The sequence below is a fragment of the Stenotrophomonas sp. GSD10 genome (assembly GCF_056172695.1).
In genome coordinates this window covers 693,520-713,297 of record NZ_JAOCMC010000002.1, presented here as the reverse complement: position 1 = coordinate 713,297, position 19,778 = coordinate 693,520, and the positions used below count along the sequence as shown (strand labels likewise).

The 19,778-nt window shown below is 68.0% G+C and carries 22 protein-coding genes and 2 pseudogenes; 14 read left to right on the top strand and 10 right to left on the bottom strand.

From position 1 onward, the window contains the following. Position 1: 1 nt before the first annotated feature. The 4 genes from N4G47_RS03515 to N4G47_RS03500 form a co-directional block, all read right to left on the bottom strand. Positions 2-607 (bottom strand): HutD/Ves family protein, encoded by a 606-nt coding sequence (locus tag N4G47_RS03515; RefSeq protein WP_475285232.1) that lies wholly within the window; start codon positions 605-607, stop codon positions 2-4. Between the two features lie 34 nt (positions 608-641). After that, a complete protein-coding gene (locus tag N4G47_RS03510; RefSeq protein ID WP_004147404.1) occupies positions 642-1,367 on the bottom strand; it encodes a murein L,D-transpeptidase catalytic domain family protein in 726 nt (241 codons plus the stop codon). Between the two features lie 16 nt (positions 1,368-1,383). Continuing rightward, on the bottom strand, positions 1,384-2,460 hold the full coding sequence (locus N4G47_RS03505) for a L,D-transpeptidase (RefSeq protein WP_475285230.1): 1,077 nt from the start codon (positions 2,458-2,460) through the stop codon (positions 1,384-1,386). Positions 2,461-2,811: 351 nt separating this feature from the next. Then, positions 2,812-3,138, bottom strand: a complete 327-nt coding sequence (locus N4G47_RS03500; RefSeq protein WP_249844800.1) for a ComEA family DNA-binding protein — start codon at positions 3,136-3,138, stop codon at positions 2,812-2,814. 201 nt (positions 3,139-3,339) lie between these two features. On the opposite strand from N4G47_RS03500, the gene N4G47_RS03495 reads away from it, so the two are divergent. The 4 genes from N4G47_RS03495 to murU all read left to right on the top strand — a co-directional run bounded on the left by N4G47_RS03495 (position 3,340) and on the right by murU (position 6,960). Next, positions 3,340-4,833: a M20 family metallopeptidase gene (locus N4G47_RS03495; protein WP_309341209.1), complete on the top strand. Its 1,494-nt coding sequence runs from the start codon at positions 3,340-3,342 to the stop codon at positions 4,831-4,833. A 69-nt stretch (positions 4,834-4,902) separates the two neighbouring features. Further along, the gene (locus N4G47_RS03490; protein WP_107230094.1) at positions 4,903-5,172 is read left to right on the top strand and encodes a GlsB/YeaQ/YmgE family stress response membrane protein; all 270 of its coding nucleotides are present in this window, start codon (positions 4,903-4,905) and stop codon (positions 5,170-5,172) included. Between the two features lie 55 nt (positions 5,173-5,227). Further along, positions 5,228-6,253, top strand: coding sequence for an aminoglycoside phosphotransferase family protein (locus tag N4G47_RS03485; protein WP_475285227.1), 1,026 nt, complete (start codon positions 5,228-5,230; stop codon positions 6,251-6,253). After that, complete coding sequence (gene murU, locus N4G47_RS03480; protein ID WP_475285225.1) at positions 6,250-6,960, top strand: N-acetylmuramate alpha-1-phosphate uridylyltransferase MurU; 711 nt, start codon at positions 6,250-6,252, stop codon at positions 6,958-6,960. The genes N4G47_RS03485 and murU overlap by 4 nt, the downstream gene beginning before the upstream one ends. Before the next feature lie 591 nt (positions 6,961-7,551). On the opposite strand, the gene hda is transcribed toward murU, so the two are convergent. From hda to N4G47_RS03465, 3 genes are read right to left on the bottom strand one after another with little or no spacing between them, the layout of a single operon-like run. Further along, on the bottom strand, positions 7,552-8,259 hold the full coding sequence (hda, locus tag N4G47_RS03475) for a DnaA regulatory inactivator Hda (RefSeq protein ID WP_295570273.1): 708 nt from the start codon (positions 8,257-8,259) through the stop codon (positions 7,552-7,554). A gap of 4 nt (positions 8,260-8,263) precedes the next feature. Next, positions 8,264-9,427, bottom strand: coding sequence for an AI-2E family transporter (locus N4G47_RS03470; protein ID WP_475285222.1), 1,164 nt, complete (start codon positions 9,425-9,427; stop codon positions 8,264-8,266). After that, a complete protein-coding gene (locus tag N4G47_RS03465; RefSeq protein WP_475285220.1) occupies positions 9,424-10,563 on the bottom strand; it encodes a DUF2066 domain-containing protein in 1,140 nt (379 codons plus the stop codon). Before N4G47_RS03465 ends, N4G47_RS03470 begins: the two co-directional genes overlap by 4 nt. 99 nt (positions 10,564-10,662) lie before the next feature. On the opposite strand from N4G47_RS03465, the pseudogene purM reads away from it, so the two are divergent. The 7 genes and pseudogenes from purM to N4G47_RS03430 all read left to right on the top strand — a co-directional run bounded on the left by purM (position 10,663) and on the right by N4G47_RS03430 (position 15,574). Next, positions 10,663-11,720 (top strand): annotated as a pseudogene (purM, locus tag N4G47_RS03460) (phosphoribosylformylglycinamidine cyclo-ligase). Positions 11,721-11,742: 22 nt separating this feature from the next. Beyond that, positions 11,743-12,229 (top strand): annotated as a pseudogene (locus N4G47_RS03455) (hypothetical protein). Continuing rightward, positions 12,226-12,648 (top strand): hypothetical protein, encoded by a 423-nt coding sequence (locus tag N4G47_RS03450; protein WP_475285218.1) that lies wholly within the window; start codon positions 12,226-12,228, stop codon positions 12,646-12,648. Before N4G47_RS03455 ends, N4G47_RS03450 begins: the two are co-directional and overlap by 4 nt. Before the next feature lie 114 nt (positions 12,649-12,762). Continuing rightward, the gene (locus N4G47_RS03445; RefSeq protein WP_475285216.1) at positions 12,763-13,338 is read left to right on the top strand and encodes a DUF2238 domain-containing protein; all 576 of its coding nucleotides are present in this window, start codon (positions 12,763-12,765) and stop codon (positions 13,336-13,338) included. After that, positions 13,338-14,000 carry a phosphoribosylglycinamide formyltransferase gene (purN, locus tag N4G47_RS03440; protein WP_475285214.1) on the top strand — a complete coding sequence of 221 codons (663 nt, stop codon included), beginning with the start codon at positions 13,338-13,340 and terminating at the stop codon, positions 13,998-14,000. Before N4G47_RS03445 ends, purN begins: the two co-directional genes overlap by 1 nt. Positions 14,001-14,067: 67 nt before the next feature. Beyond that, positions 14,068-14,889 (top strand): DUF3108 domain-containing protein, encoded by an 822-nt coding sequence (locus N4G47_RS03435; protein WP_475285212.1) that lies wholly within the window; start codon positions 14,068-14,070, stop codon positions 14,887-14,889. Between the two features lie 52 nt (positions 14,890-14,941). Further along, positions 14,942-15,574 (top strand): DUF3108 domain-containing protein, encoded by a 633-nt coding sequence (locus N4G47_RS03430; RefSeq protein WP_475285210.1) that lies wholly within the window; start codon positions 14,942-14,944, stop codon positions 15,572-15,574. A 104-nt stretch (positions 15,575-15,678) separates the two neighbouring features. Here the strand turns inward: N4G47_RS03430 and N4G47_RS03425 are convergent, their stop codons facing one another. Genes N4G47_RS03425 through N4G47_RS03415 form a run of 3 tightly spaced genes read right to left on the bottom strand, consistent with a single transcriptional unit; the run spans position 15,679 to position 17,525 of the window. Next, positions 15,679-16,005 carry an EF-hand domain-containing protein gene (locus N4G47_RS03425; RefSeq protein WP_475285208.1) on the bottom strand — a complete coding sequence of 109 codons (327 nt, stop codon included), beginning with the start codon at positions 16,003-16,005 and terminating at the stop codon, positions 15,679-15,681. Next, positions 16,002-17,273 (bottom strand): UDP-N-acetylglucosamine 1-carboxyvinyltransferase, encoded by a 1,272-nt coding sequence (gene murA, locus N4G47_RS03420; RefSeq protein WP_249844815.1) that lies wholly within the window; start codon positions 17,271-17,273, stop codon positions 16,002-16,004. The genes N4G47_RS03425 and murA overlap by 4 nt, the downstream gene beginning before the upstream one ends. 21 nt (positions 17,274-17,294) lie before the next feature. After that, complete coding sequence (locus N4G47_RS03415; protein ID WP_021202589.1) at positions 17,295-17,525, bottom strand: BolA family protein; 231 nt, start codon at positions 17,523-17,525, stop codon at positions 17,295-17,297. A gap of 17 nt (positions 17,526-17,542) precedes the next feature. Between N4G47_RS03415 and N4G47_RS03410 the strand changes: the two genes are divergently transcribed. The 3 genes from N4G47_RS03410 to lptC all read left to right on the top strand — a co-directional run bounded on the left by N4G47_RS03410 (position 17,543) and on the right by lptC (position 19,766). After that, positions 17,543-18,580: a KpsF/GutQ family sugar-phosphate isomerase gene (locus tag N4G47_RS03410; RefSeq protein ID WP_475285205.1), complete on the top strand. Its 1,038-nt coding sequence runs from the start codon at positions 17,543-17,545 to the stop codon at positions 18,578-18,580. Between the two features lie 71 nt (positions 18,581-18,651). Beyond that, complete coding sequence (locus N4G47_RS03405; RefSeq protein WP_475289884.1) at positions 18,652-19,194, top strand: KdsC family phosphatase; 543 nt, start codon at positions 18,652-18,654, stop codon at positions 19,192-19,194. Continuing rightward, a complete protein-coding gene (lptC, locus tag N4G47_RS03400) occupies positions 19,191-19,766 on the top strand; it encodes an LPS export ABC transporter periplasmic protein LptC (RefSeq protein ID WP_475285203.1) in 576 nt (191 codons plus the stop codon). Before N4G47_RS03405 ends, lptC begins: the two co-directional genes overlap by 4 nt. Positions 19,767-19,778 lie beyond the last annotated feature (12 nt).

The following is a 19,778-nucleotide window of genomic DNA, read 5'->3' as shown; positions in this document are numbered from 1 at the left end:
ATCACGCCGCCGCACTCACCCGGATCGCCAACAACTCGCCACCGCCCTGCAACGCGTGCCGCTGCCTTTCACCGGCCGACAGCCACGCGGTATCGCCAGCCTGCATCGGCGGCAGCCCGCTATCCCCGCCAAATTCCGCGTGCCCGGCCAACAGGTGCAACGCCCAGGCCACGCCCGGTTCGCAGAAGAAGAACATCGAGCCCACCAGCGGCCGGTGCAGCAGTTCGGCCTGCAGCAGATCGCGCTTCCACATCAGGTTGAAGTCGTGGGTGGTGCCATCGACCAGTTCGCCCTGCAGCGCTTCCTCGCCGGCAAAGCGCACGCGACCATGTGGCGGCAGCACCTCGGCCACGCGGCCGTCTTCAAAGCGCAGGCGCACGCCGTTGCCCTGCAACAGCACCAGTTCGCGCTCCACACCGGGGAAGGCGGAAAACGCGGCATCCTGTTCGATCTCGGCCACCGACAGGCGCAGCGCCCAGTCGTCGCCCTGCGCGGGCAAGCGCAGGATCTCGCGCGTCCAGCCCAGGCCGTTGCGCCAGCGTTCGCGGCGGTAGTCCAGGCGGGAGATGACCTGGCTCGGAGTGTGCAGCAGGGAGTCGACGTTCATCGGCGCATTGCATCACGCCGCGCGCCATCGTGCATCACCGCGTGGCCAGCGTGCCCTGGCCGCCGCACTCACCGCCCAGCAGCTGCGAATGCTTCAGCCAGTCCTGGTCGGGGTAATACGCGAACACCATCGTGCCGCCGCGCAACGCGTCGATGAGGGGCTTGGCCACCGACAGGCGCACCGCCGGGCAGCCCAGGCTGCGGCCCAGCCGTCCCTGCAGCTGCGCGGTTGCCGGGTTCACGTAAGGCGCGCCGTGGATGACGATCGCGCGTTCGCGCGCACGGTCGTTGAAGCCCGGTTCCAGCCCGGCCAGGCGCAGCGAGTAGCCGTTGCCGCCCATGTAGGTCTCCTGCGCGGTGAAAGCGCCGAGGCTGGACATGAAACTGCCGTCGCGATTGGAGAAGTGCTCGGTGCGGTTCTCGCCGCTGTTGCGCCCATGTGCCACCCATTCCTCGAACAGCAGGCGCTGGTGGGCCAGGTCGAACACCCACAGGCGCGGCTCGGTGGACGGCCGCGAATAATCGATCACGCTGAGGCGATCACCGTTGATGCCCAGCTCGGGGCGCTGCAATGCGCAGCGCATGGCGTGCGCCGCCAGCTGCAACACGTGGCGGTCGGCCTTGGGCGCACTACGCGACAGCAGCGCGGCCAGATCATCGGCAGAGGTGGCGAGGGCGGGCGTCTGTGCCAGCGCCGGGGCGCTGGCCGAGGTCGCCAGCAGGCCGAACGCGGCCAGCCGGCACAGGCGGGATGCAGTCATGGGCACGACGAGGGGCTCAGTTGCCCTTGAGGGTGGACCCTGGCGGCTCGGATTCCAAGACCGGCTGCATTCCGGATTCAGCCGGGCTTGGGCGGACCGCCGGCAGCGAGGTCACCAGCAGGGTCGTGCCCGGCACCAGCACCTGGTACAGCTGGCGGGCGAAATCGGCCGGCAGCGCCATCGGCAACGACGGCGTGGCCAGCAGGTCCGGGGTGGCCTGGGCACGGTCCTGGCCCAGCAGCGGATAGGCCGTCCACTGGTGCAGGCGCTGGTTCACATCCAGCGGGCTGGGCGTGTCGCTGTACCCCTGCCCCATCACGAACAGGGTGGTGCCCTGGAACGCCGGCAGCGCGTCAGCCTTCAGCGGCGACTCGCCGATCATCACGCCATCGCGCAGCACGTACAGACGCTGGTCGTGCAGGCTGACCAGGATGCCGACCTGCCCGGCCGGGGCCGCGCTGTCGTTCCACCAGGCCTGCGCGCTGGCGCCGCCCTCGGTTTCCGGCAGCGCCTGGCCGCGCGCGTTCACCGGTGCCAGCACCGAGGGGTAGGCCAGGGTCATCGGCGAGCTCTTGGCATCGGCCACGACCACCGTGTCGCCGCGCTGGGTTTCGCTGAACAGCTTCTGCGCGAAGGCCTGTGGCAGGCGCACGCAGCCATGCGAGGCCGGATGCCCGGGCAGGCTGCCGCCGTGCAGGGCGATGCCGTCCCAGGTCAGGCGCTGCATGTAGGGCATCGGCGCGCTGTTGTAGAGGTTGGATTTGTGGTCCTTGTCCTTCTGCAGGATGGTGAACACCCCGGTGGGCGTTTCATGCCCGGCCTTGCCCGAGCTGATCGTGGTCAAGCCGATGGCGATGCCGTTGCGGTAGACGTAGGCCCGCTGCTCGTCGAGGCTGACCACCAGCACGATCGGGCCGGTGGGCGAGATTTCCGGATGCCACAGGTACTCGCCCGGCTTGAGGTCGGTCGGACCGCGTACCTCCGCCGTGCTGGCGGCCGCAGCCACCGGTTTGGCGGGCGCGGCGGCACGGGCCATGAGCGGCAGGGCCAGGGCCAGGGCAAACATCAGCGTCGTGGGGCGGTACAGAGGCATCCAGCGGCGGTCCTTTCCATGCGAGGCGGTTACCGTACCTCATCGGCGCGTGGTGGCCGCGGCAAGAACGGACGCCACAAATGAAATTGCCCGGCGACACAGCCTTGTGTCGTACCGGGCAATCGTTACATCCCTGTCGGCCTGCTGCCGTCCCCTCGCTTCCTGCGCTGTGGGGACAGCGTTGCATCCTGCACGCGACCGCGTTCGTCCTGCTTGTATCTCAGCCCCTTCCACAGGTCTGTGATGCCACCGTCCTGGTGATTGGTGCCGCGTCCTGCGGCGGTCGGTGGGCACGGCCTTCCTGCCCGTGCCCGATGAACCAGCCTCCTGCCGGTTCCGACGATCCTGCTGTCAGCGCCTGGGTACGGTTCGCACCGGTACCGATCCGGGTACCGGATCCGCCGGCAACGCCCTGTTGCCTACGGTGATCCGCTGTCGATTCCGTTCGACGATTGCTTTCCCTATCCCCTTCACCTGCGTCAGGTCCTCGACGCGGTGAAACGGGCCGTGTCTGCGCCGGTGCTCGACGATCGCCTCGGCCTTGACGGCTCCGACCATCGTCAGTCCCTGCTGCAGCGCCTGGGCATCGGCCCGGTTGATGTCGATCGGAGCGGCGGCGTGCGCCCCTGCGATCCACATTCCCAGTACCAGTGCCCTTAACACGACAAACCAAGGCACGACGTGTATCTCCTTGTGGTTCGGGTGGCCCCTCCCGGCAATCCCGCCGGTAGGAACAGTGTCCGTCTCCACATGTGCACAGCCTATCGGTTTCCCGCGTTCCAGTAAGCCAGCCAAATACCCGACGTGATGTAGGAAAAACCCTACCCTCGGCACAGGCGTAGAATGGCCGGATCACAGCCCATGCAACCGGAGTTTCAGATGGACAGCGCCAAGCTCGGCCAATTCGTCAATGACAAGTGGGACAGCGAGATCGTCCCGCAATTGGTCGACTACATCCGCATTCCCAACAAGTCGCCGATGTTCGACGCCAATTGGGTGCAGAACGGCTATATGGAACAGGCAGTCACGCTGATGGAGAACTGGGCCAAGGCCCAGCAGCTGCCCGGCCTGAAGGTCGAGGTGGTGCGCCTGGAAGGCCGTACCCCGCTGATCTTCCTGGAAATTCCGGCTACCGGCGCCGAGACCGGCGACGACACCATCCTGCTCTACGGCCACCTGGACAAGCAGCCGGAAATGACCGGCTGGGACGACGACCTCGGCCCGTGGACCCCGGTGCTGCGCGGCGACAAGCTGTACGGCCGCGGTGGCGCCGACGACGGCTACGCCATCTTCGGCTCGCTGGCCGCGGTGCTGGCGCTGCAGGCCCAGGGCCTGCCGCACGCCCGCTGCGTGGTGCTGATCGAAGCCTGTGAAGAGTCGGGCAGCTACGACCTGCCGGCCTACGTCGACCACCTGGCTGACCGCATCGGCAAGCCGTCGCTGGTGGTCTGCCTGGATTCGGGCTGCGCCAACTACGACCAGCTGTGGTGCACCACCTCGCTGCGCGGCCTGACCGGCGGCAACTTCACCGTGAAGGTACTCAACGAAGGCGTGCATTCCGGCGATGCCTCCGGCGTGATCCCGTCCAGCTTCCGCCTGCTGCGCCAGATCCTTTCGCGCATCGAGGACCAGGACACCGGCCGTATCCTGATCGACGGCATGAACGTGGAGATCCCCGCCGAGCGCCAGGAGCAGGCCAAGCGTGCTGCCGAAGTGGTCGATACCGAGATCTTCGAGAAGTTCCCGATGGTCGACGGCCTGCGCCCGATGAACGAAGACCTGACCGAGCTGGTGCTCAACCGCACCTGGCGCCCGGCGCTGTCGGTCACCGGCATCGGTGGCATGCCGCCGCTGGAATCGGCCGGCAACGTGCTGCGCCCGCAGACCTCGGTGAAGCTGTCGCTGCGCCTGCCGCCGACCGCCGATGGCAAGACCTGCGGCGAACTGCTGAAGGAAGCGCTGCTGCGCGACCCGCCGAACGGCGCGCAGGTCACCCTGGACCTGGAAAAGGCCTCCACCGGCTGGAACGCCCCGGCCATGGCGCCGTGGCTGACCCAGGCCATCGACGACGCCAGCCAGGCCTTCTTCGGCAAGCCGGCGATGTACATGGGCGAAGGCGGCTCGATCCCGTTCATGGGCATGCTGGGTGAGAAGTTCCCGGGTGCGCAGTTCATGATCACCGGCGTGCTCGGCCCGCACTCCAACGCGCACGGCCCGAACGAGTTCCTGCACATTCCGATGGGCAAGAAGGTCACCGCCTGCGTGTCCAAGGTGATCAGCGAGCACTACGCCGCCAGCCTGCGCGGCGAGACCAGCGGTTCGCCGGTGGCTGCCGACAGCGGCACCCGCCACGGCGACCACGGCTGCTGCTGATCCGGCACCCGTGACGGACGCAGCCTGGCCTTGCTAGGCTGCGTCCACACTCAAGCGGAATCCGCGCGCATGAATGGTCTGTTCGGCAGCAGCAGCTGGCTGTACATCCTGCTGGTCGGCTTCTTCGTCGGCCTGCTTGGGCGCTTCTTCATGCCCGGCAACAACCGCATGGGCTGCCTGCTGACCATCGTGCTGGGCATCGTCGGCGCGCTGGTGGCCGGCTGGTTCGGCCAGTACATGGGCTGGTACCGCCCCGGCGAGCCGGCCGGTTTCCTCGGCGCCGTGATCGGCGCGGTGGCCGTGCTGGCCTTGATGCGCCTGTTCAGCCCACGCCGCTGACACCCCTTTCCTCTCTCCTGAGCGTGGCGCGCCTGGCGCGCCCGGAACTGCCTGCATGACCGAACCCGCCTCCGACCCCCAGCGCAGCGCGCAGCGCCTGCAGTGGGCCCGTACCCAGCTTGATGATGCCAACGCGGTGGTCGAGCGCGCCTCGGTCGATGCCGGCATGCGCAGCTACTGGCGCACCACCAGCACGCGCGGCAGCCACATCGTGATGGACGCGCCGCCGGGGCTGGAAGATCCGCGGCCGTGGCTGCGCATGCGCGGCCTGCTGCATGACCATGGCCTGCGCGTGCCCGCCTTGCTTGCCCAGGATCTCGATGCCGGTTTCCTGCTGCTGGAGGATCTTGGTGGCCCGACGCTGGCCAAGATCCTCGACGAACGCAATGCCGATGAATGGTTCGGCCGTTCAATCGAACAGTTGCTGCGCCTGCAGGCGATTCCGGTGCCGGCTGATTTCGGCCAGTTCGGCGAAGCACTGCTGCAACGCGATGCCGGGCTGTTCGACGAATGGTTCCTGCAGCGCCATCTGAACCTGGAACTGGACTGCGGTGAAATCGAAGGCCTGCAGCTGGTGCATCGCCGGTTGATGGAAAACGCATTGGGCCAGGCCCAGCTGATGACCCACCGCGACTACATGCCACGCAACCTGATGCCGGTCGACAATGGCCCTGCGGTGCTGGATTTCCAGGATCTGGTGCGTGGCCCGATCGCCTACGATGCGGTGAGCCTGTTCAAGGATGCGTTCCTGAGCTGGCCGCTGCAGCGCGTGGACGAATGGCTGGCGCAGTACCACCAGCGCGCGCTGGATGCCGGCCTGCCGGTGCCCGACCGCGCTACCTTCCTGCGTGATGCCGACTGGATGGGCATCCAGCGCCACGTCAAGATCCTCGGCCTGTTCTGCCGCCTGCGCTATCGCGACAACAAGGGCCATTACCTGGATGACGCGCCGCGCTTCATCGGCTACCTGGAGGAAGTGCTGCCCCGCTATCGCGAACTGGCACCGCTGCAGCAGCTGCTGGAGACACGCATCAAGCCGGCGCTGGCCGAACTGGCTGCACCGATGCGCGTGGCCCGATGAAAGCGCTGATCTTTGCCGCGGGCCTGGGCGAGCGCATGCGCCCGCTGACCCTGCACACGCCCAAGCCGCTGCTGCACGTGGCGGGCAAACCGCTGATCGTGTGGCACCTGGAGCGCCTGGCCGCGCTGGGCGTGCGCGAGGTGGTGATCAACACCGCGTGGCTGGCCGAGCAGTTTCCGGCGGCGCTGGGCGATGGCAGCCAATGGGGGCTGCACCTGCATTTCCTCCACGAAGGGGCGAGCCCGCTGGAAACCGGCGGCGGCATCCTCAACGCGTTGCCGGTGCTGGGTGAGGACCCGTTCCTGGTGGTGAACGGCGATATCTGGACCGATTTCGATTTTGCCGGCCTGCCGCGCGAACCGCAGGGCCAGGCGCATCTGGTGCTGGTCGACAATCCGGTGCAGCACCCCAACGGCGACTACCGGCTGGACCCGCAGGGCGTGCTGCATCACGACCGCGAAGGACCGTGCCTGACGTACGCGGGCATCGGCGTGTACCGCCCTTCGATCGTGGCCGATTGGCGCGCGGTGATCGGGGATGCGCCGGGCAGCGAGCGGGTGCCACCGAAATTTTCGGTGGTACCGCTGCAGAAGCACTTCATGGCGCAGGGATTGATGACCGGGCAGCACCATCGCGGGCGCTGGACCGATGTCGGCACCGTGGATCGCCTGCGTGCGCTGGACGCGGAGTTGGCAGCGAACGGCTGAGCCCTCGTGGCTGATCGCGCGATCGGTAGAGTCGAGCTTGCTCGACTGCAAAGCCGTGCTTGGCCGGGCGGGTGGGCCATGCAGGGGACGCTGCAAGTCCCCTCCGGGGCCCGGCCCAGCCGCTGGCGGCTGTGCGTTCAGGCGCTTGCGAAGCAGTGCTTCGCAAGCAAAGCGCCTTCACCCCTGTAAGCTCGATGGCGCCATCCATGGCGCCAACGCCCCTGCATGGCCCACCCGCCCGGCCTCTGACAGTTTCCGTGTACGTCCAGCCACGGAAAAGAAAAAGAAAAAGAAAATCAAAAGCGGGTCGCTGCGCTGCGCTTCCTCTGGTGTCGACCAAGGTCGACACCCACCAACAGCCGCGGGAACCTGTCGAAGGCGGGGCGCTGTGGGCTTGCGGGGTGTGAGCCGCATGGATGCAGCGACCAAGCCCCCATGGACGGGTTTACGGCGGCCCCGCAAGCCCACAGCGCCCCGCCATCCCACGGATAGCCCGCATTTGACGTTGACGTTGACGTTGCGTCTGCCGTTGCCGGCCAGCGGCCGGCACTACCGCGGGTGCAGGGCGCAGCCCTGCCTCCCCACCCTCCCTCAATAACGAGGGCGGCCTTCTTCCAGCACCTGGCGCAGGAACGGCACGGTGATCCGCCGCTTGGCCGCCAGCGATTCGCGGTCCAGCCAGTCCAGCAGCGTGATCAGTCCACCCAGTTCACGCCCGGTGTGCGACAGCAGCCACTCGATGGCGGCCTCGTCGATCGCCAGCCCACGCCGCAACGCGCGCTCGCGCAGCACCGCCGCGCGGCCTTCCTCATCCAGCGGCTGCAGCAGCACGCGCACGCACTGGCCCAGCCGCGAACGCAGGTCGGGCAGCACCAGGCCCAGTTCTTCCGGCGCCTTCTGCGCCGTGTACAGCACGGTCACCCCGGCAGCGCGCGCACGGTTGTGGAAATCGAACAGCGCGATCTCGTCCTCGCGGTGGCCGGCCACCTCATCCAGGCCATCCAACGCCACCAGTTCACGCGACTCCAGCCCGTCCAGCGCCGCGCGCACACGGCCGGCGGCGCTGGCCAGCGGTACATAGGTCGGCAGGCGCCCGGCCTGCTCGGCACTGGAGCACATCGCCAGCGCCTGATGGGTCTTGCCGGTGCCCGCCGCCCCTTCCAGGTAGACCCAATCGTGGCTGGCGCCCACTGCGATCGCACGCAGCTGCGCCAGCGCGCCATCCGGCGCGCCGATGAAGGTCTCCAGGCGCTGGTCCCGCGGGTAATGCAGGGCCAGCGGCAGTTGCGGCACACCCATCACTTCAGGTCGGGGCCCTTGTCGTTCGGAATGATGATATGGGGGTATCGACCACGCCATCAAGCACGATTGCCGGCTTCTCGCCCACGTACAGCTCGCTCTGCCGATAACGCTGGTGGGCGTAGCGCAGCAGCACGTTGGTCACCGCCGCCACCGGCAGCGCCAGCAGCATGCCGAGGAAGCCGAACAGCTGGCCACCGGCCATCACCGCGAAGATCACCGCCACCGGGTGCAGGCCGATCTTGTCGCCGACGATGCGCGGCGTGAGCACGTAGCTCTCCAGCAGCTGGCCAACGGTGAACACCACGCCGACCAGGATCAGCAGCTTCAGGTCGAAGCCCTGCGACTGCACCAGCGCGGCCACGATCGCCATCACGATGCCGGTGGTCGCGCCCAGGTACGGGATGAAGCTGATCAGGCCGGCAATCAGGCCGATCAGCAGGCCCAGCTTGAGGCCGACCAGCGACAGACCGCCGGCGTAGATCACGCCCAGCGCCAGCATCACCAGGAACTGGCCGCGGATGAACGCGCCCAGCACGTCGTTGGACTCGCGCGCCAGCGCGCTGATGGTGCCGATGTGGTTGCGCGGGATCACCGACGCCACCCGCTCCACCAGCTTGTCCCAGTCGCGCAGGAAGTAGAACGCCAGGATCGGCAGCAGCAGGATGTTGACCACCCAGGTCACCATCGCAAAGCCCGAGCGCGAGACATAACCCATGAACGTGGTGGCAAAGCCGCCGGCCTGCTGCCAGTGGCTGCGCACCCAGTCGATCAGACGATCCGGGTCCAGCCACTGCATCACTTCCAGGCCGGTCTTCTGCTCGAACCAGGGAATGCCCTTTTCCATCAGCCACGCCTGCGCCTGCGGCGCGACCGCGATCAGGGTGGTGATCTGGCGTTCGATCATCGGCACCAGCACCAGCAGCAGGGCCACGATCACCAGCACCATGGCCGCAAACACCAGCACCACGCCGGTCATGCGCGAGCGGCCGGTGGCCTCGATGCGGTCCACCAGCGGGTCACCCAGCCAGGCCAGGGCCAGCGCCAGTACGAAGGGGGTCAGGATCGGCGCCAGCAGCCAGACGATCCAGCCGACCAGGCCGGCGAACAGGATGTACTTCATCCGCCGCAGGAACTGCGCGATTTCCGCTTCCGGGGTCAGAGTCATCGCAGGCGGTACTCGTTGCTGACCGGAGCGGCCACAGGGGCGCCGCTGGTCTCATCGATCGGAGTCGGCAGCGCCGGCAGCGTGGCACTCGGCACCAGCACACCGTTGTCGCCCAGCATGCGGTTGAAGCCGGCCAGGCCGGTGGTCATCTCCAGGCTCAGCTCCAGCTGGCCGGCCGAGGCGTGCAGCGGGGTGACATTGCGCACCACCGGCACCTCGCGCAGGCCCGCGGCCAGGCGCAGGTAATCGTCGGCGCTGTTGATGCCGGTCACCACCACGCGGTAGGTCCCGGCCTGCCCGGTGGCCACGCCGGCCTTGGCATAGCGCTTGACCAGCGCGTCGGCGGCGCCATCGGCACCGGCGGCCATCGCACGCATGGCGTTGGCGTCCTTGCTGGTCCACTTGTTCAGTTCACGGCCGTTGTCGACGAACACCCAGTCCGCCTGCCAGCCGCCATTGGCGCGGTACAGCTTGCCGATCAGCTGCATCGGCGGCGAATAGCGCGACGAGGCACGGGCCACCGCAGCGCTGTCCTGGCGCCAGATGGCGCCGGCCAGCGCCTGTTCGGCGGCACCGCCACTGGGCAGGCCCAGCTTGTAACCGCGTTCGATGGCGCGGTTCAGCAGCGGGCGGGCGGCATTGGCCTGCTGCACGCTGACCAGGCGCGGGCCGCTGCCGTCATCCACCGCCAGCCACAGCACCGGCTTCGGTCGCGGCTGCGGCCACAGCGGCAGGCCCAGGGCGGAGACCAGCGAATCGACGTCATCCTCGCGGAAACGGGCCACCAGCAGGGTGCGGAAGCTCGGCGCGCCACTGGCGCCCACGCTCTGGTCCTGTTTGTAGTCGTAACTGGCCACGTAATCCTTGGCGTTGCGCAGCGCCTGCACCACACCGGGGCGGGACATCACGCTGCGATCGCCGGACAACTTGCCCAGAACCACGCTCAGCGCGCGGGCCAGGGCGCCGTTGCGATCGGCTTCGGCCTGGCTGTTGACGGGCACTTCGGCCTCGTACGCGCCGGTGGCGGTGGCGACATCACCCTCGGTGCGCAGGCCGCTCTGGGCCATCGTGGCCACCGGCAGGCTCAGTGCAATGAGCAGGGTCAGAATCAGGCTGCGGCGCATCAGGACATCCATTGGCTCGACGTATCCGGGGGAATTGTTGCCCGAATACGGACTTTGCGCCAATGCGGCCTGTTAAAATCGCCCGTTCAACCCCTGCCAGCGCCGACGCCCGTGACCAACACCCCGTCTTCCGCCCCCTCCCCCTTACCTACCGTGACGCGGGTGTCGACATCGACGCCGGCAACGCGCTGGTCGAGCGCATCAAGCCCCTGGTCAAGCGCAGCTTCCGGCCGGAAGTGATGGGCGGCCTGGGCGGCTTCGGCGCCCTGTTCGACCTGTCCAACAAGTACCGCGAGCCGGTGCTGGTGTCGGGTACCGACGGCGTGGGCACCAAGCTGAAGCTGGCCCACCAGCTGAACCGCCACGATACGATCGGCATCGACCTGGTCGCCATGTGCGTGAACGACGTGCTGGTGCAGGGCGCCGAGCCGCTGTTCTTCCTGGACTATTTCGCCACCGGCAAGCTGGACATCGACACCGCCGCGGCCGTGGTGGGTGGCATCGCCAACGGCTGCACCGAGGCCGGCTGCGCCCTGATCGGCGGCGAAACCGCTGAAATGCCCGACATGTACGCCCCGGGCGAGTACGACCTGGCCGGCTTCACCGTGGCAGCGGTCGAGAAGAGCGAGCTGAAGGACGGCGCCAGCGTGGCCAACGGCGACGTGCTGATCGGTATCGCCTCTTCCGGCCCGCACTCCAACGGCTATTCGCTGGTGCGCCGCATCTACGACCGCGCCGGCCGCCCGGCCGATCTGGAACTGGAAGGCGGCGTGAAGCTGGTCGATGCGCTGATGGCGCCGACCCGGCTGTACGTCAAGCCGATCCTGTCGCTGCTGAAGTCGCACGGTCCGGCCATCCACGGCATGGCCCACATCACCGGTGGCGGCCTGACCGAGAACATCATCCGCGTGGTGCCCGACGGCCTCGGCCTGGACATCCAGGCGTCGTCCTGGACCCTGCCGCCGGTCTTCCAGTGGCTGCAGAAGGAAGGCGCGGTGGCCGACAGCGAGATGTGGCGCACCTTCAACTGTGGCATCGGCTTCGTGCTGATCGTCGCTCCGGATCAGGTGGCGGCCGTGTCCGAGGCGGTCAAGGCGCAGGGCCTGGAACACTGGACCATCGGCCAGGTGGTCAGCGCCGAAGGCGCCGAGCGCGTCCACATCGGCTGATCCCGGCAACCAAGGAGCCCGCATGGACGCAACGCCCCCTGCCACCCGCTCCGGTACCGCCGCCGCTGGCGACGGTGCCGGTGTTCACCTCCCAGGATGCCGACCACCTGCGCATGCTGGCCATCGCGCACTACGTGGTCGGTGGTCTGATCGCACTGTTCTCGCTGATCTTCATCCTGCACATCGTGATCGGTATCGCCGCCCTGACCGGCAGCCTGCCGATGAAGTCCGGCGGTGAGCCCTCCTCACTGGCCGAGCAGCAGCTGATGGGCTGGGTGTTCACCGTGCTCGGCTGCGTCATGGTGTTCGGGGGCGTCACGCTGGGCGCGTTCGTCGCCTATGCCGGGCGCTGCCTGACACGCCGTCGCCGTCATCTGCTGTGCCTGATCGTGGCCGGCCTGGCCTGTCTGGTCGCCCCGATCGGCACCGCGCTGGGCGTGTTGAGCCTGATCACCCTGCTGCGCCCGCAGGTCAAGGCCGCCTTCGATGCACCGGGCGCTGCCCTGTGAACGCCGCAGGCCATCCGCCACCGCTGCCGCAGCAGACCCTGGCCCAGCTGCAGCTGGCCAGCCATCTGCAGACGCTGAAAGTGCTGTTCTACGCGCTGGCGGGGTTCCACTGGCTGGCCGCACTGGCCTTCACCGCCTTCATCGGTCTGGTGGCCAGCTCGCGCGGGCTCGACGACGGCGCAGTGCTGGCCACGGTCTATGCGGCAATCGCCGTGCTGGCCGCAGTGCTGGGCTTCGTGCAGCTGCATACCGCCCGCCTGCTGTCGCGCCGCACCGGTCTGGCCGCGTGCCGGCGTGCGGCCTGGCTGGCCGTGCTGGCCGGGCCGCTGGGCATGGCGTTGACCGCCTATGCGCTGGTGTTCCTGTCCAAACCGGAGATGGCTGCCCTGTTCGACCGCGGCGACCATCTCAGCGTCTGAGCCGGCCGGCGAATACCCGTCCCTTCCCGATCGACCCGACATGTCCTCGCGTGCCCTCGCCCCCCTGCCTCCGCCTACCGTGCATCGGGCGCCAAGAAGCTGGCGTTCGCCGCCGTGCTGGCGGTGTTCGCGATCAGCTGGTTCCGGCCGCTGTGGCCGACCGAACAGGCCCTGCACAGCACGCTGACCGTGCTCGGGCTGGTCGCCCTGGTGTGGGTGGACCGCCGTGGCTGGCTGGGCAATGGCGCCTTCATCGCCATCTGCGGCTTCATCGCCCTTCATTGCGTGGCGGCGCGCTGGCTGTACTCCAACGTGCCCTACGACGCGTGGATGCAGACGCTGACCGGCTGGTCGCCCAATGCGGCGTTCGGCTGGCAGCGCAACCATTTCGATCGCCTCATCCACTTCCTGTACGGCGTCTGCTTCACCCCGGCACTGCTGCAGCTGGCCCGCCACGCCTGGCCGGCACTGCGCCGGGGCCACGCCTTCACCCTGGCGGTGATGACCATCATGTGCTCCAGCCTGGTCTACGAGTGGTTTGAATGGGCCATCGCACTGGCCCTGTCCCCCGATGCCGCCGAGGCCTACAACGGCCAGCAGGGCGACCTGTGGGATGCCCACGCCGACATGCTGATGGCCACCGTGGGCAGCCTGCTCACCTGGCCGCTGATCCGCCGGAGTTCCCCGTAATGAGTGCTTCCAGCACCCGTATCGCCGTGCTTGCCTCGGGCCGTGGCAGCAACCTGCAGGCCATCCTCGACGCCATCGGCAGCGGCCGGCTGCCCGCCGAGGTGGTCGGTGTGTTCTCCGATCGCCCCGCGGCCGAGGCGCTGCAACGCGTCGATCCGGGCCTGCGCTGGGCGCACGCACCGAAGGAATTCAGTGACCGCGCCGCCTACGAGCAGGCCCTGGGCGATGCGCTGGCGGCAGCGCAGCCGGACTGGATCATCTGCGCCGGCTACATGCGCATCCTCGGCGCGATCTTCGTGCAGCGCTTCGCTGGCCGCCTGGTCAACATCCATCCCTCGCTGCTGCCGCTGCACAAGGGCCTGGACACGCATGCGCGGGCGCTGCAGGCCGGTGATGCCGAGCATGGCGCCAGCGTGCACCTGGTGGTTCCCGAGCTGGATGCCGGCGCCGTGCTGGCGCAGGCCCGCGTGCCGGTATGGCCCGGCGATGACGCACAGGCGCTGGCCGCTCGCGTGCTGGCGGTGGAGCATCCGCTGCTGATCGCCACGCTGCAGCTGCTGTGCAGCGGCCGTCTGGCTGAACGGGACGGGCAACCCTGGCTGGATGGTCACCCCCTGTTTAACCCGTTGGCTCTAGATTCCGCCGGGAACCTGAACCGGTAACCGGCTTGCACACGCCCCGCTGACTGCGCGGCTGGCATCCTGCCCCCTCCTGCGGTCCCTGCCCTCCATGAAGACCACGACCCTGCTGTCCACTTCATTGTTGCTGTCGCTTGCCGCGTTCCCCGGCCCGGGCTGGGGACAGGCGCAAGCGCCCGCCACAGCACCGGCTGCGGTGCCCGTGGTGCAGGCGCCGGCCGAACCGCCGGTGCCGATGCCTGCGGCCCTGGCCTGGGAGCCGCCGCCGTTGCAGCCGTTCAGCGCCACCTACCAGGCCTTCTACAAGGGCAAGGAGGCCGGCGACGCCAGCATGCAGGTCACCCACACCGGCGGCAGCCAATGGCGGGTGGACATGCAGGTGGTCGGCCGCCGCGGCTTTGCCAGCGTGCTGGGCCTGAACATCGAGCAGAGCACCGTGTTCGAGGAACGCGGCGGCAGCTACGCGCCGCTCAGCCAGAGCACCGTGCGCAAGGGTCTGTTCCTGGGCAAGAAGGCGGTCGGCACCTACAACTGGCAGGCCGGCACCGCGCAGTGGACCGGCGATGTGAAGAAGGATCGCGCGCAGCCGATCCCGCTGCAGCCGGGCGACCAGAGCGCACTGCTGATCAACCTGGCGATCATGCGCGATGCGCGTCCGGGCGCGGCCATGCACTACCGCTACGTGGACATGGGCAAGGTCCGCCAGCATGACTACCAGGCGGCGGCGCAGACCGAGAACGTCGAGGTCGGCGACCTGTCCTACAACGCGCTGAAGGTGTACCGCACCAACGGCGGCAACAACGAAACCATTCTCTGGATCGCCAACGGTGTTCCCACCCCGGTGCGCATCCTGCAACGCGAAGACGGCGAAGACCGCGTCGACCTTCGACTGATCGAATACCAAGGAGTCTGAGCATGAGCACCCTGACCCGCCCCTCACCTGGATCGCCGCAGCCGCACTGTCGATGGCCAGTCTGCCGGCCATGGCCCTGCAGCCGTTCAAGGCCGATTACCTGGCCAGCTACATGGGCATGCAGGCCAACGGCAGCATGACCCTGAGCAGCGAAGGCGCCAACAAGTGGCGCTACACCCTGCAGGTGAAGAACCAGCTGGCCGACCTCAGCCAGAGCACCGTGTTCGAGGAAGTGCGCGGCCAGCTGCGCCCGCTCAGCAGCCAGGACCGTTCGGCGCTGCTGGTGAAGAAGCGCAATGTGCAGGCCAACTACAACTGGACCAGCAACCAGGCCACCTGGACCGGCGACATCAAGCCGGACCGCGCCGGACCGATCGCGCTGAAAAGCGGTGACATGGATGCATTGCTGATCAACCTGGCGATCGCCCGCGACCTGGCCGCCGGCAAGCCGTTGACCTACCGCATGGTCGACGAAGGCCGGATCAAGAACATGACCTACCGGGTGATCGGCAAGGAATCGATCACCGTGGGCGGCAAGAGCTACGACGCCACCAAGGTCTCGCGTGCCGACGGCAACAAGGAGCTGATCGCCTGGATCGTGCCGGAGTTCCCGGTACCGGCGCGCATGCTGCAGCGTGAGGGAGGCCGTGACGCGCTGGACCTGACCATCAAGGCGATGAACTGACCGCGGGGGTCGGATCCCTTCGCAACGGGACAGGCTCTGACCCCCGGTTGCGTGGATGGGGTCGGAGCCCGCACAGAAAAACGCCCGCTTTCGCGGGCGTTTTCTTATTTCTTCTGTTCGGCCGGCTTCGCTTCGGCCGGCGCGAACTCGGTGCGGCAGTCCACGCGGATCTGCTCACCGGTGCTGCGCCAGACGAAGGTGCGGCAATGGCGGTTGCCGTCCTGGCTGTCATTCACCGCCACCGCGTAGAACGACTGGATGATCTCGTCACGGCTGACCGTGCCATCGCCATTCCAGTCCATGTCCTTCTGCTCGATGCCCTGGGTGATGGCCAGGTTGGCGTACCAGGCATAGCCCAGCCACGCCAGCACGATCAGCACCAGCGCCAGCAGCGCCTTGCGACGCGGGCTGAATTTGCCGCGCAGGATCATGGCACGCGCCGGATGGTGGCACCGAGCGAAGACAGCTTCTCTTCGATGTTCTCGTAGCCACGGTCAAGGTGGTAGATGCGGTCGATGGTGGTATCGCCGCTGGCCATCAGGCCGGCCAGGATCAGCGACGCCGACGCACGCAGATCGGTGGCCATCACCGGCGCACCGCTCAGGTGTTCGCTGCCCCGCACGATGGCGGTATGGCCTTCGACCTGGATGTCCGCGCCGAGGCGCAGCAGTTCGTTGACGTGCATGAAACGGTTCTCGAAGATCGTTTCGTTGATCACGCCGACACCGTCGGCCACACAGTTGAGCGCCATGAACTGCGCCTGCATGTCGGTGGGGAACGCCGGGTACGGCGCGGTGGTCAGGTTCACCGCCTTGGGCCGCTTGCCCTGCATGTCCAGGGTGATGGTGTCTTCGGTGGTGTCGATCTTCGCGCCGGCCTCGACCAGCTTGGACAGCACCGCGTCCATGGTGTTCGGGCGCGCACGGTTGACCGTGACCTTGCCGCCGGTCATCGCCGCGGCCACCAGGAAGGTGCCGGTCTCGATGCGGTCGGGCAGCACTTCGTGGCGGCCACCGGACAGGCGCTCGACGCCTTCGATGACCAGGCGGGCGGTGCCCAGGCCTTCGATCTTCGCGCCAAGGGCGATCAGGCAATGCGCCAGATCGGTCACTTCCGGCTCCATCGCGCAGTTGTCGAGGATGGTGGTGCCTTCAGCCAGCACCGCGCCCATCAGCACGTTCTCGGTACCGGTAACGCTGACCATGTCGAAGGTGAAGTGGCCGCCCTTCAGACGCTTGGCGGTGGCCTTGATGAAGCCGTTCTCTACCACGATGTCCGCACCCAGCGCCTGCAGGCCCTTGATGTGCTGGTCCACCGGGCGCGAACCGATCGCGCAGCCACCCGGCAGCGACACTTCGGCAGCGCCGAAGCGGGCCAGCAGCGGGCCCAGCACCAGGATCGAGGCGCGCATGGTCTTGACCAGCTCATACGGCGCGACGTGCTGGTTCACCGAACGCGGGTCGACCACGATCGCACTGCCACGCGACAGGGTGCCCTGGTCGATGGTGACCTTGGCGCCCAGTTCGCCCAGCAGCTTCACCGTGGTGACCACATCGTGCAGGTGCGGCACGTTGGTGATCTCCACCGGCGCATCGGCCAGCAGGGTCGCGCAGAGAATGGGGAGGACGGCGTTCTTGGCGCCGGAGATGCTCACTTCACCGTGCAGCGCAGCGCCGCCGGTCACAACGATCTTGGCCATGTATAGGGAATCTTCTGCGGTTCAGCCGGCTTCGGCCGGGGTCACGGTTTTCAGCGCCAGCGCGTGGATCGCGCCGCCCATCAGGTCGCCCAGGGTGGCATAGACCATCCGGTGGCGGGCCAGCGGCATCTTGCCGGCAAAGGCCTCGCAGACCACGGTCGCTTCGAAATGCACGCCATCGTCGCCACGCACATCGGCGCGGGCGCCGGGCAGGCCGGTTTCGATCAGGTTGCGGATGGTGTCGGCGTCCAACGGGCTTTCCTAATAAAATGAGCGCTCATTCTACTTCCGCTGCGTGGCGTCCGCATGGCCGAGTCCCTCCTGCCCCCCGTTCCGTCGATCCGGCCAGCCTGGTCGCCAGTGGCCGCCGTGTCTTCGAGATCGAGCAGCAGGCCCTGGATGCCGTCGCCGACCGCCTCGGCGAGGCTTTCCAGCAGGCCTGCCAGGTGATCCTGGCCAGCCGCGGCCGGGTGGTCGCCACCGGCATGGGCAAGTCCGGGCATATCGCGCGCAAGATCGCCGCCACCCTGGCCTCCACCGGCACCCCGGCGTTCTACGTGCACCCGGGCGAGGCCGGCCATGGCGACCTGGGCATGATCACCGAGGACGACGTGGTGCTGGCCCTGTCCTATTCGGGCGAGTCGGACGAGGTGCTGATGCTGCTGCCGGTGCTCAAGCGCCAGGGCAACGTGCTGATTTCCATGACCGGCCGCCCGCAGTCGAGCCTGGCTGCCGCGGCCGACGTGCACCTGGACGTCAGCGTACCGGCCGAGGCCTGCCCGCTGGCACTGGCCCCCACCTCCAGCACCACCGCCTCGCTGGCGATGGGCGATGCGCTGGCGGTGGCCCTGCTCGACGCCCGTGGCTTCACCGCCGATGATTTCGCCCGCTCGCATCCGGCCGGCAGCCTCGGCCGCCGCCTGCTGCTGCACATCACCGACGTCATGCACACCGGCGACGACCTGCCCAAGGTCCCGGCCGACGCCAGCCTCAGCGAAGCGCTGGTGGAAATGAGCCGCAAACGGCTCGGCATGACCGCCGTGGTGGACGCCGATGGCGTGCTGATCGGCCTGTTCACCGACGGCGACCTGCGCCGTGCGCTGGACAGTGCGCTGGATGTGCGTACCGCCAGGATCGCCGATGTGATGACCCGCAACCCACGCACCATCGGTGCCGACCAGCTGGCTGTGGAAGCCGCCCGGCAGATGGAAACCCAGAAGATCAACGGCCTGATCGTGGTTGATGGCCAGGGCCGGGCGGTCGGCGCCCTGAACATTCATGACCTGTTGCGGGCCCGGGTGGTTTAACCGACAGTCCGTAGACCCCATTCAGTCTGTAATGCCCTTCCTGCCGCCACCGAGTCTGTCGCCCTGATGCCCTGGTCCCCCTGTCCGCCTTTCCCGCTCCCCTGCACGCCACGGCGGCCGGCATCCGCCTGGCCTGCTTCGACGTGGACGGCACCCTCACCGACGGTCGGCTGTACTACGACAAGGACGGCAACGAGAGCAAGGCGTACTTCGTGCAGGATGGCCTGGGCCTGAAACTGCTGCAGCAGCACGGCATCCACCCCGTGCTGATCACCGCGCGCAACAGCCAGTCCGCGCTCAAGCGCGGCGCCGACCTGGGCATCGATACCCAGATCGCAGTGGGCGACAAGCTGGCCAGCGTGCAGGCGTTGTGCGCCAGGCACGGCATCGGGCTGCACCAGGTGGCGTTCATGGGCGACGATCTGCCCGACCTGGCGCCGCTGGGCGCGGTGGGCCTGGCGGTGGCCCCGGCCAATGCCCACCCGTGGATTGCCGAGCGCGTGCACTGGCAGACCCGGGCCGAGGGCGGTCGTGGCGCGGCCCGTGAACTGTGCGACATCCTGCTGGCCGCACAGGGCCACGTGGACGCCGCGCTGGCGAGGTTCGGCGCATGAACCTGCCGACACTGAACTGGCGCACCGTGCTGGGCATCGGCCTGCTGCTGGCGGCCCTGCTCAGCAGCTGGGCCGCCCTGCGCAACCGCGACAAGGGCCCGGCCAACGACAGCCAGGAACTGGGCGTGGACTACGTGCTGCACGATTTCCAGATCGTGGCACTGGATGAGCACGGCAAGGAATCGACCACCCTGCGGGCGCCGCTGCTGGAGCGCCAGCGCGGTGACCAGACCATCTCCATCGCCACCCCGTTGTTCGAGATGCCCGACAAGGATGGCAAGCACTGGACCCTGCGCGCCGAAACCGGTTGGCTCAGCGCCAAGGGCGATGAAATGAAGCTGCGCGGCAACGTCGCCGGCGACAGCCCGGCCGGCCCGGGCGTGGTGCCCACCACCTTCCGCACCGACCACCTGGACGTGTTCCCCAAGGACAGCCGCGCCCGCACCGATGCCCTGGTCACCATGACCCGTCCGGGCATGGAACAGTCCGGTGTGGGTTTCGAGGTGGATTCGAAGAACAACACGTATCATTTCCTCAGCCAGTCCAAGGGCCGCTACACGCCCCGACGCTGATTCCGCCGCCCG

Excerpts from the sequence above, each read along its gene's own strand:
- N4G47_RS03510 (WP_004147404.1), bottom strand. The coding sequence starts at position 1,367 with ATGACTGCATCCCGCCTGTGCCGGCTGGCCGCGTTCGGCCTGCTGGCG.
- N4G47_RS03425 (WP_475285208.1), bottom strand. The coding sequence starts at position 16,005 with ATGATCCTGCGCGGCAAATTCAGCCCGCGTCGCAAGGCGCTGCTGGCG.
- N4G47_RS03430 (WP_475285210.1), top strand. The coding sequence starts at position 14,942 with ATGGCCAGTCTGCCGGCCATGGCCCTGCAGCCGTTCAAGGCCGATTAC.
- N4G47_RS03495 (WP_309341209.1), top strand. The coding sequence starts at position 3,340 with ATGGACAGCGCCAAGCTCGGCCAATTCGTCAATGACAAGTGGGACAGC.
- murA (WP_249844815.1), bottom strand. The coding sequence starts at position 17,273 with ATGGCCAAGATCGTTGTGACCGGCGGCGCTGCGCTGCACGGTGAAGTG.
- hda (WP_295570273.1), bottom strand. The coding sequence starts at position 8,259 with ATGGGTGTGCCGCAACTGCCGCTGGCCCTGCATTACCCGCGGGACCAG.
- N4G47_RS03485 (WP_475285227.1), top strand. The coding sequence starts at position 5,228 with ATGACCGAACCCGCCTCCGACCCCCAGCGCAGCGCGCAGCGCCTGCAG.
- N4G47_RS03470 (WP_475285222.1), bottom strand. The coding sequence starts at position 9,427 with ATGACTCTGACCCCGGAAGCGGAAATCGCGCAGTTCCTGCGGCGGATG.
- N4G47_RS03515 (WP_475285232.1), bottom strand. The coding sequence starts at position 607 with ATGAACGTCGACTCCCTGCTGCACACTCCGAGCCAGGTCATCTCCCGC.
- purN (WP_475285214.1), top strand. The coding sequence starts at position 13,338 with ATGAGTGCTTCCAGCACCCGTATCGCCGTGCTTGCCTCGGGCCGTGGC.
- N4G47_RS03490 (WP_107230094.1), top strand. The coding sequence starts at position 4,903 with ATGAATGGTCTGTTCGGCAGCAGCAGCTGGCTGTACATCCTGCTGGTC.
- N4G47_RS03505 (WP_475285230.1), bottom strand. The coding sequence starts at position 2,460 with ATGCCTCTGTACCGCCCCACGACGCTGATGTTTGCCCTGGCCCTGGCC.
- lptC (WP_475285203.1), top strand. The coding sequence starts at position 19,191 with ATGAACCTGCCGACACTGAACTGGCGCACCGTGCTGGGCATCGGCCTG.
- murU (WP_475285225.1), top strand. The coding sequence starts at position 6,250 with ATGAAAGCGCTGATCTTTGCCGCGGGCCTGGGCGAGCGCATGCGCCCG.
- N4G47_RS03465 (WP_475285220.1), bottom strand. The coding sequence starts at position 10,563 with ATGGATGTCCTGATGCGCCGCAGCCTGATTCTGACCCTGCTCATTGCA.
- N4G47_RS03435 (WP_475285212.1), top strand. The coding sequence starts at position 14,068 with ATGAAGACCACGACCCTGCTGTCCACTTCATTGTTGCTGTCGCTTGCC.
- N4G47_RS03410 (WP_475285205.1), top strand. The coding sequence starts at position 17,543 with ATGAGCGCTCATTCTACTTCCGCTGCGTGGCGTCCGCATGGCCGAGTC.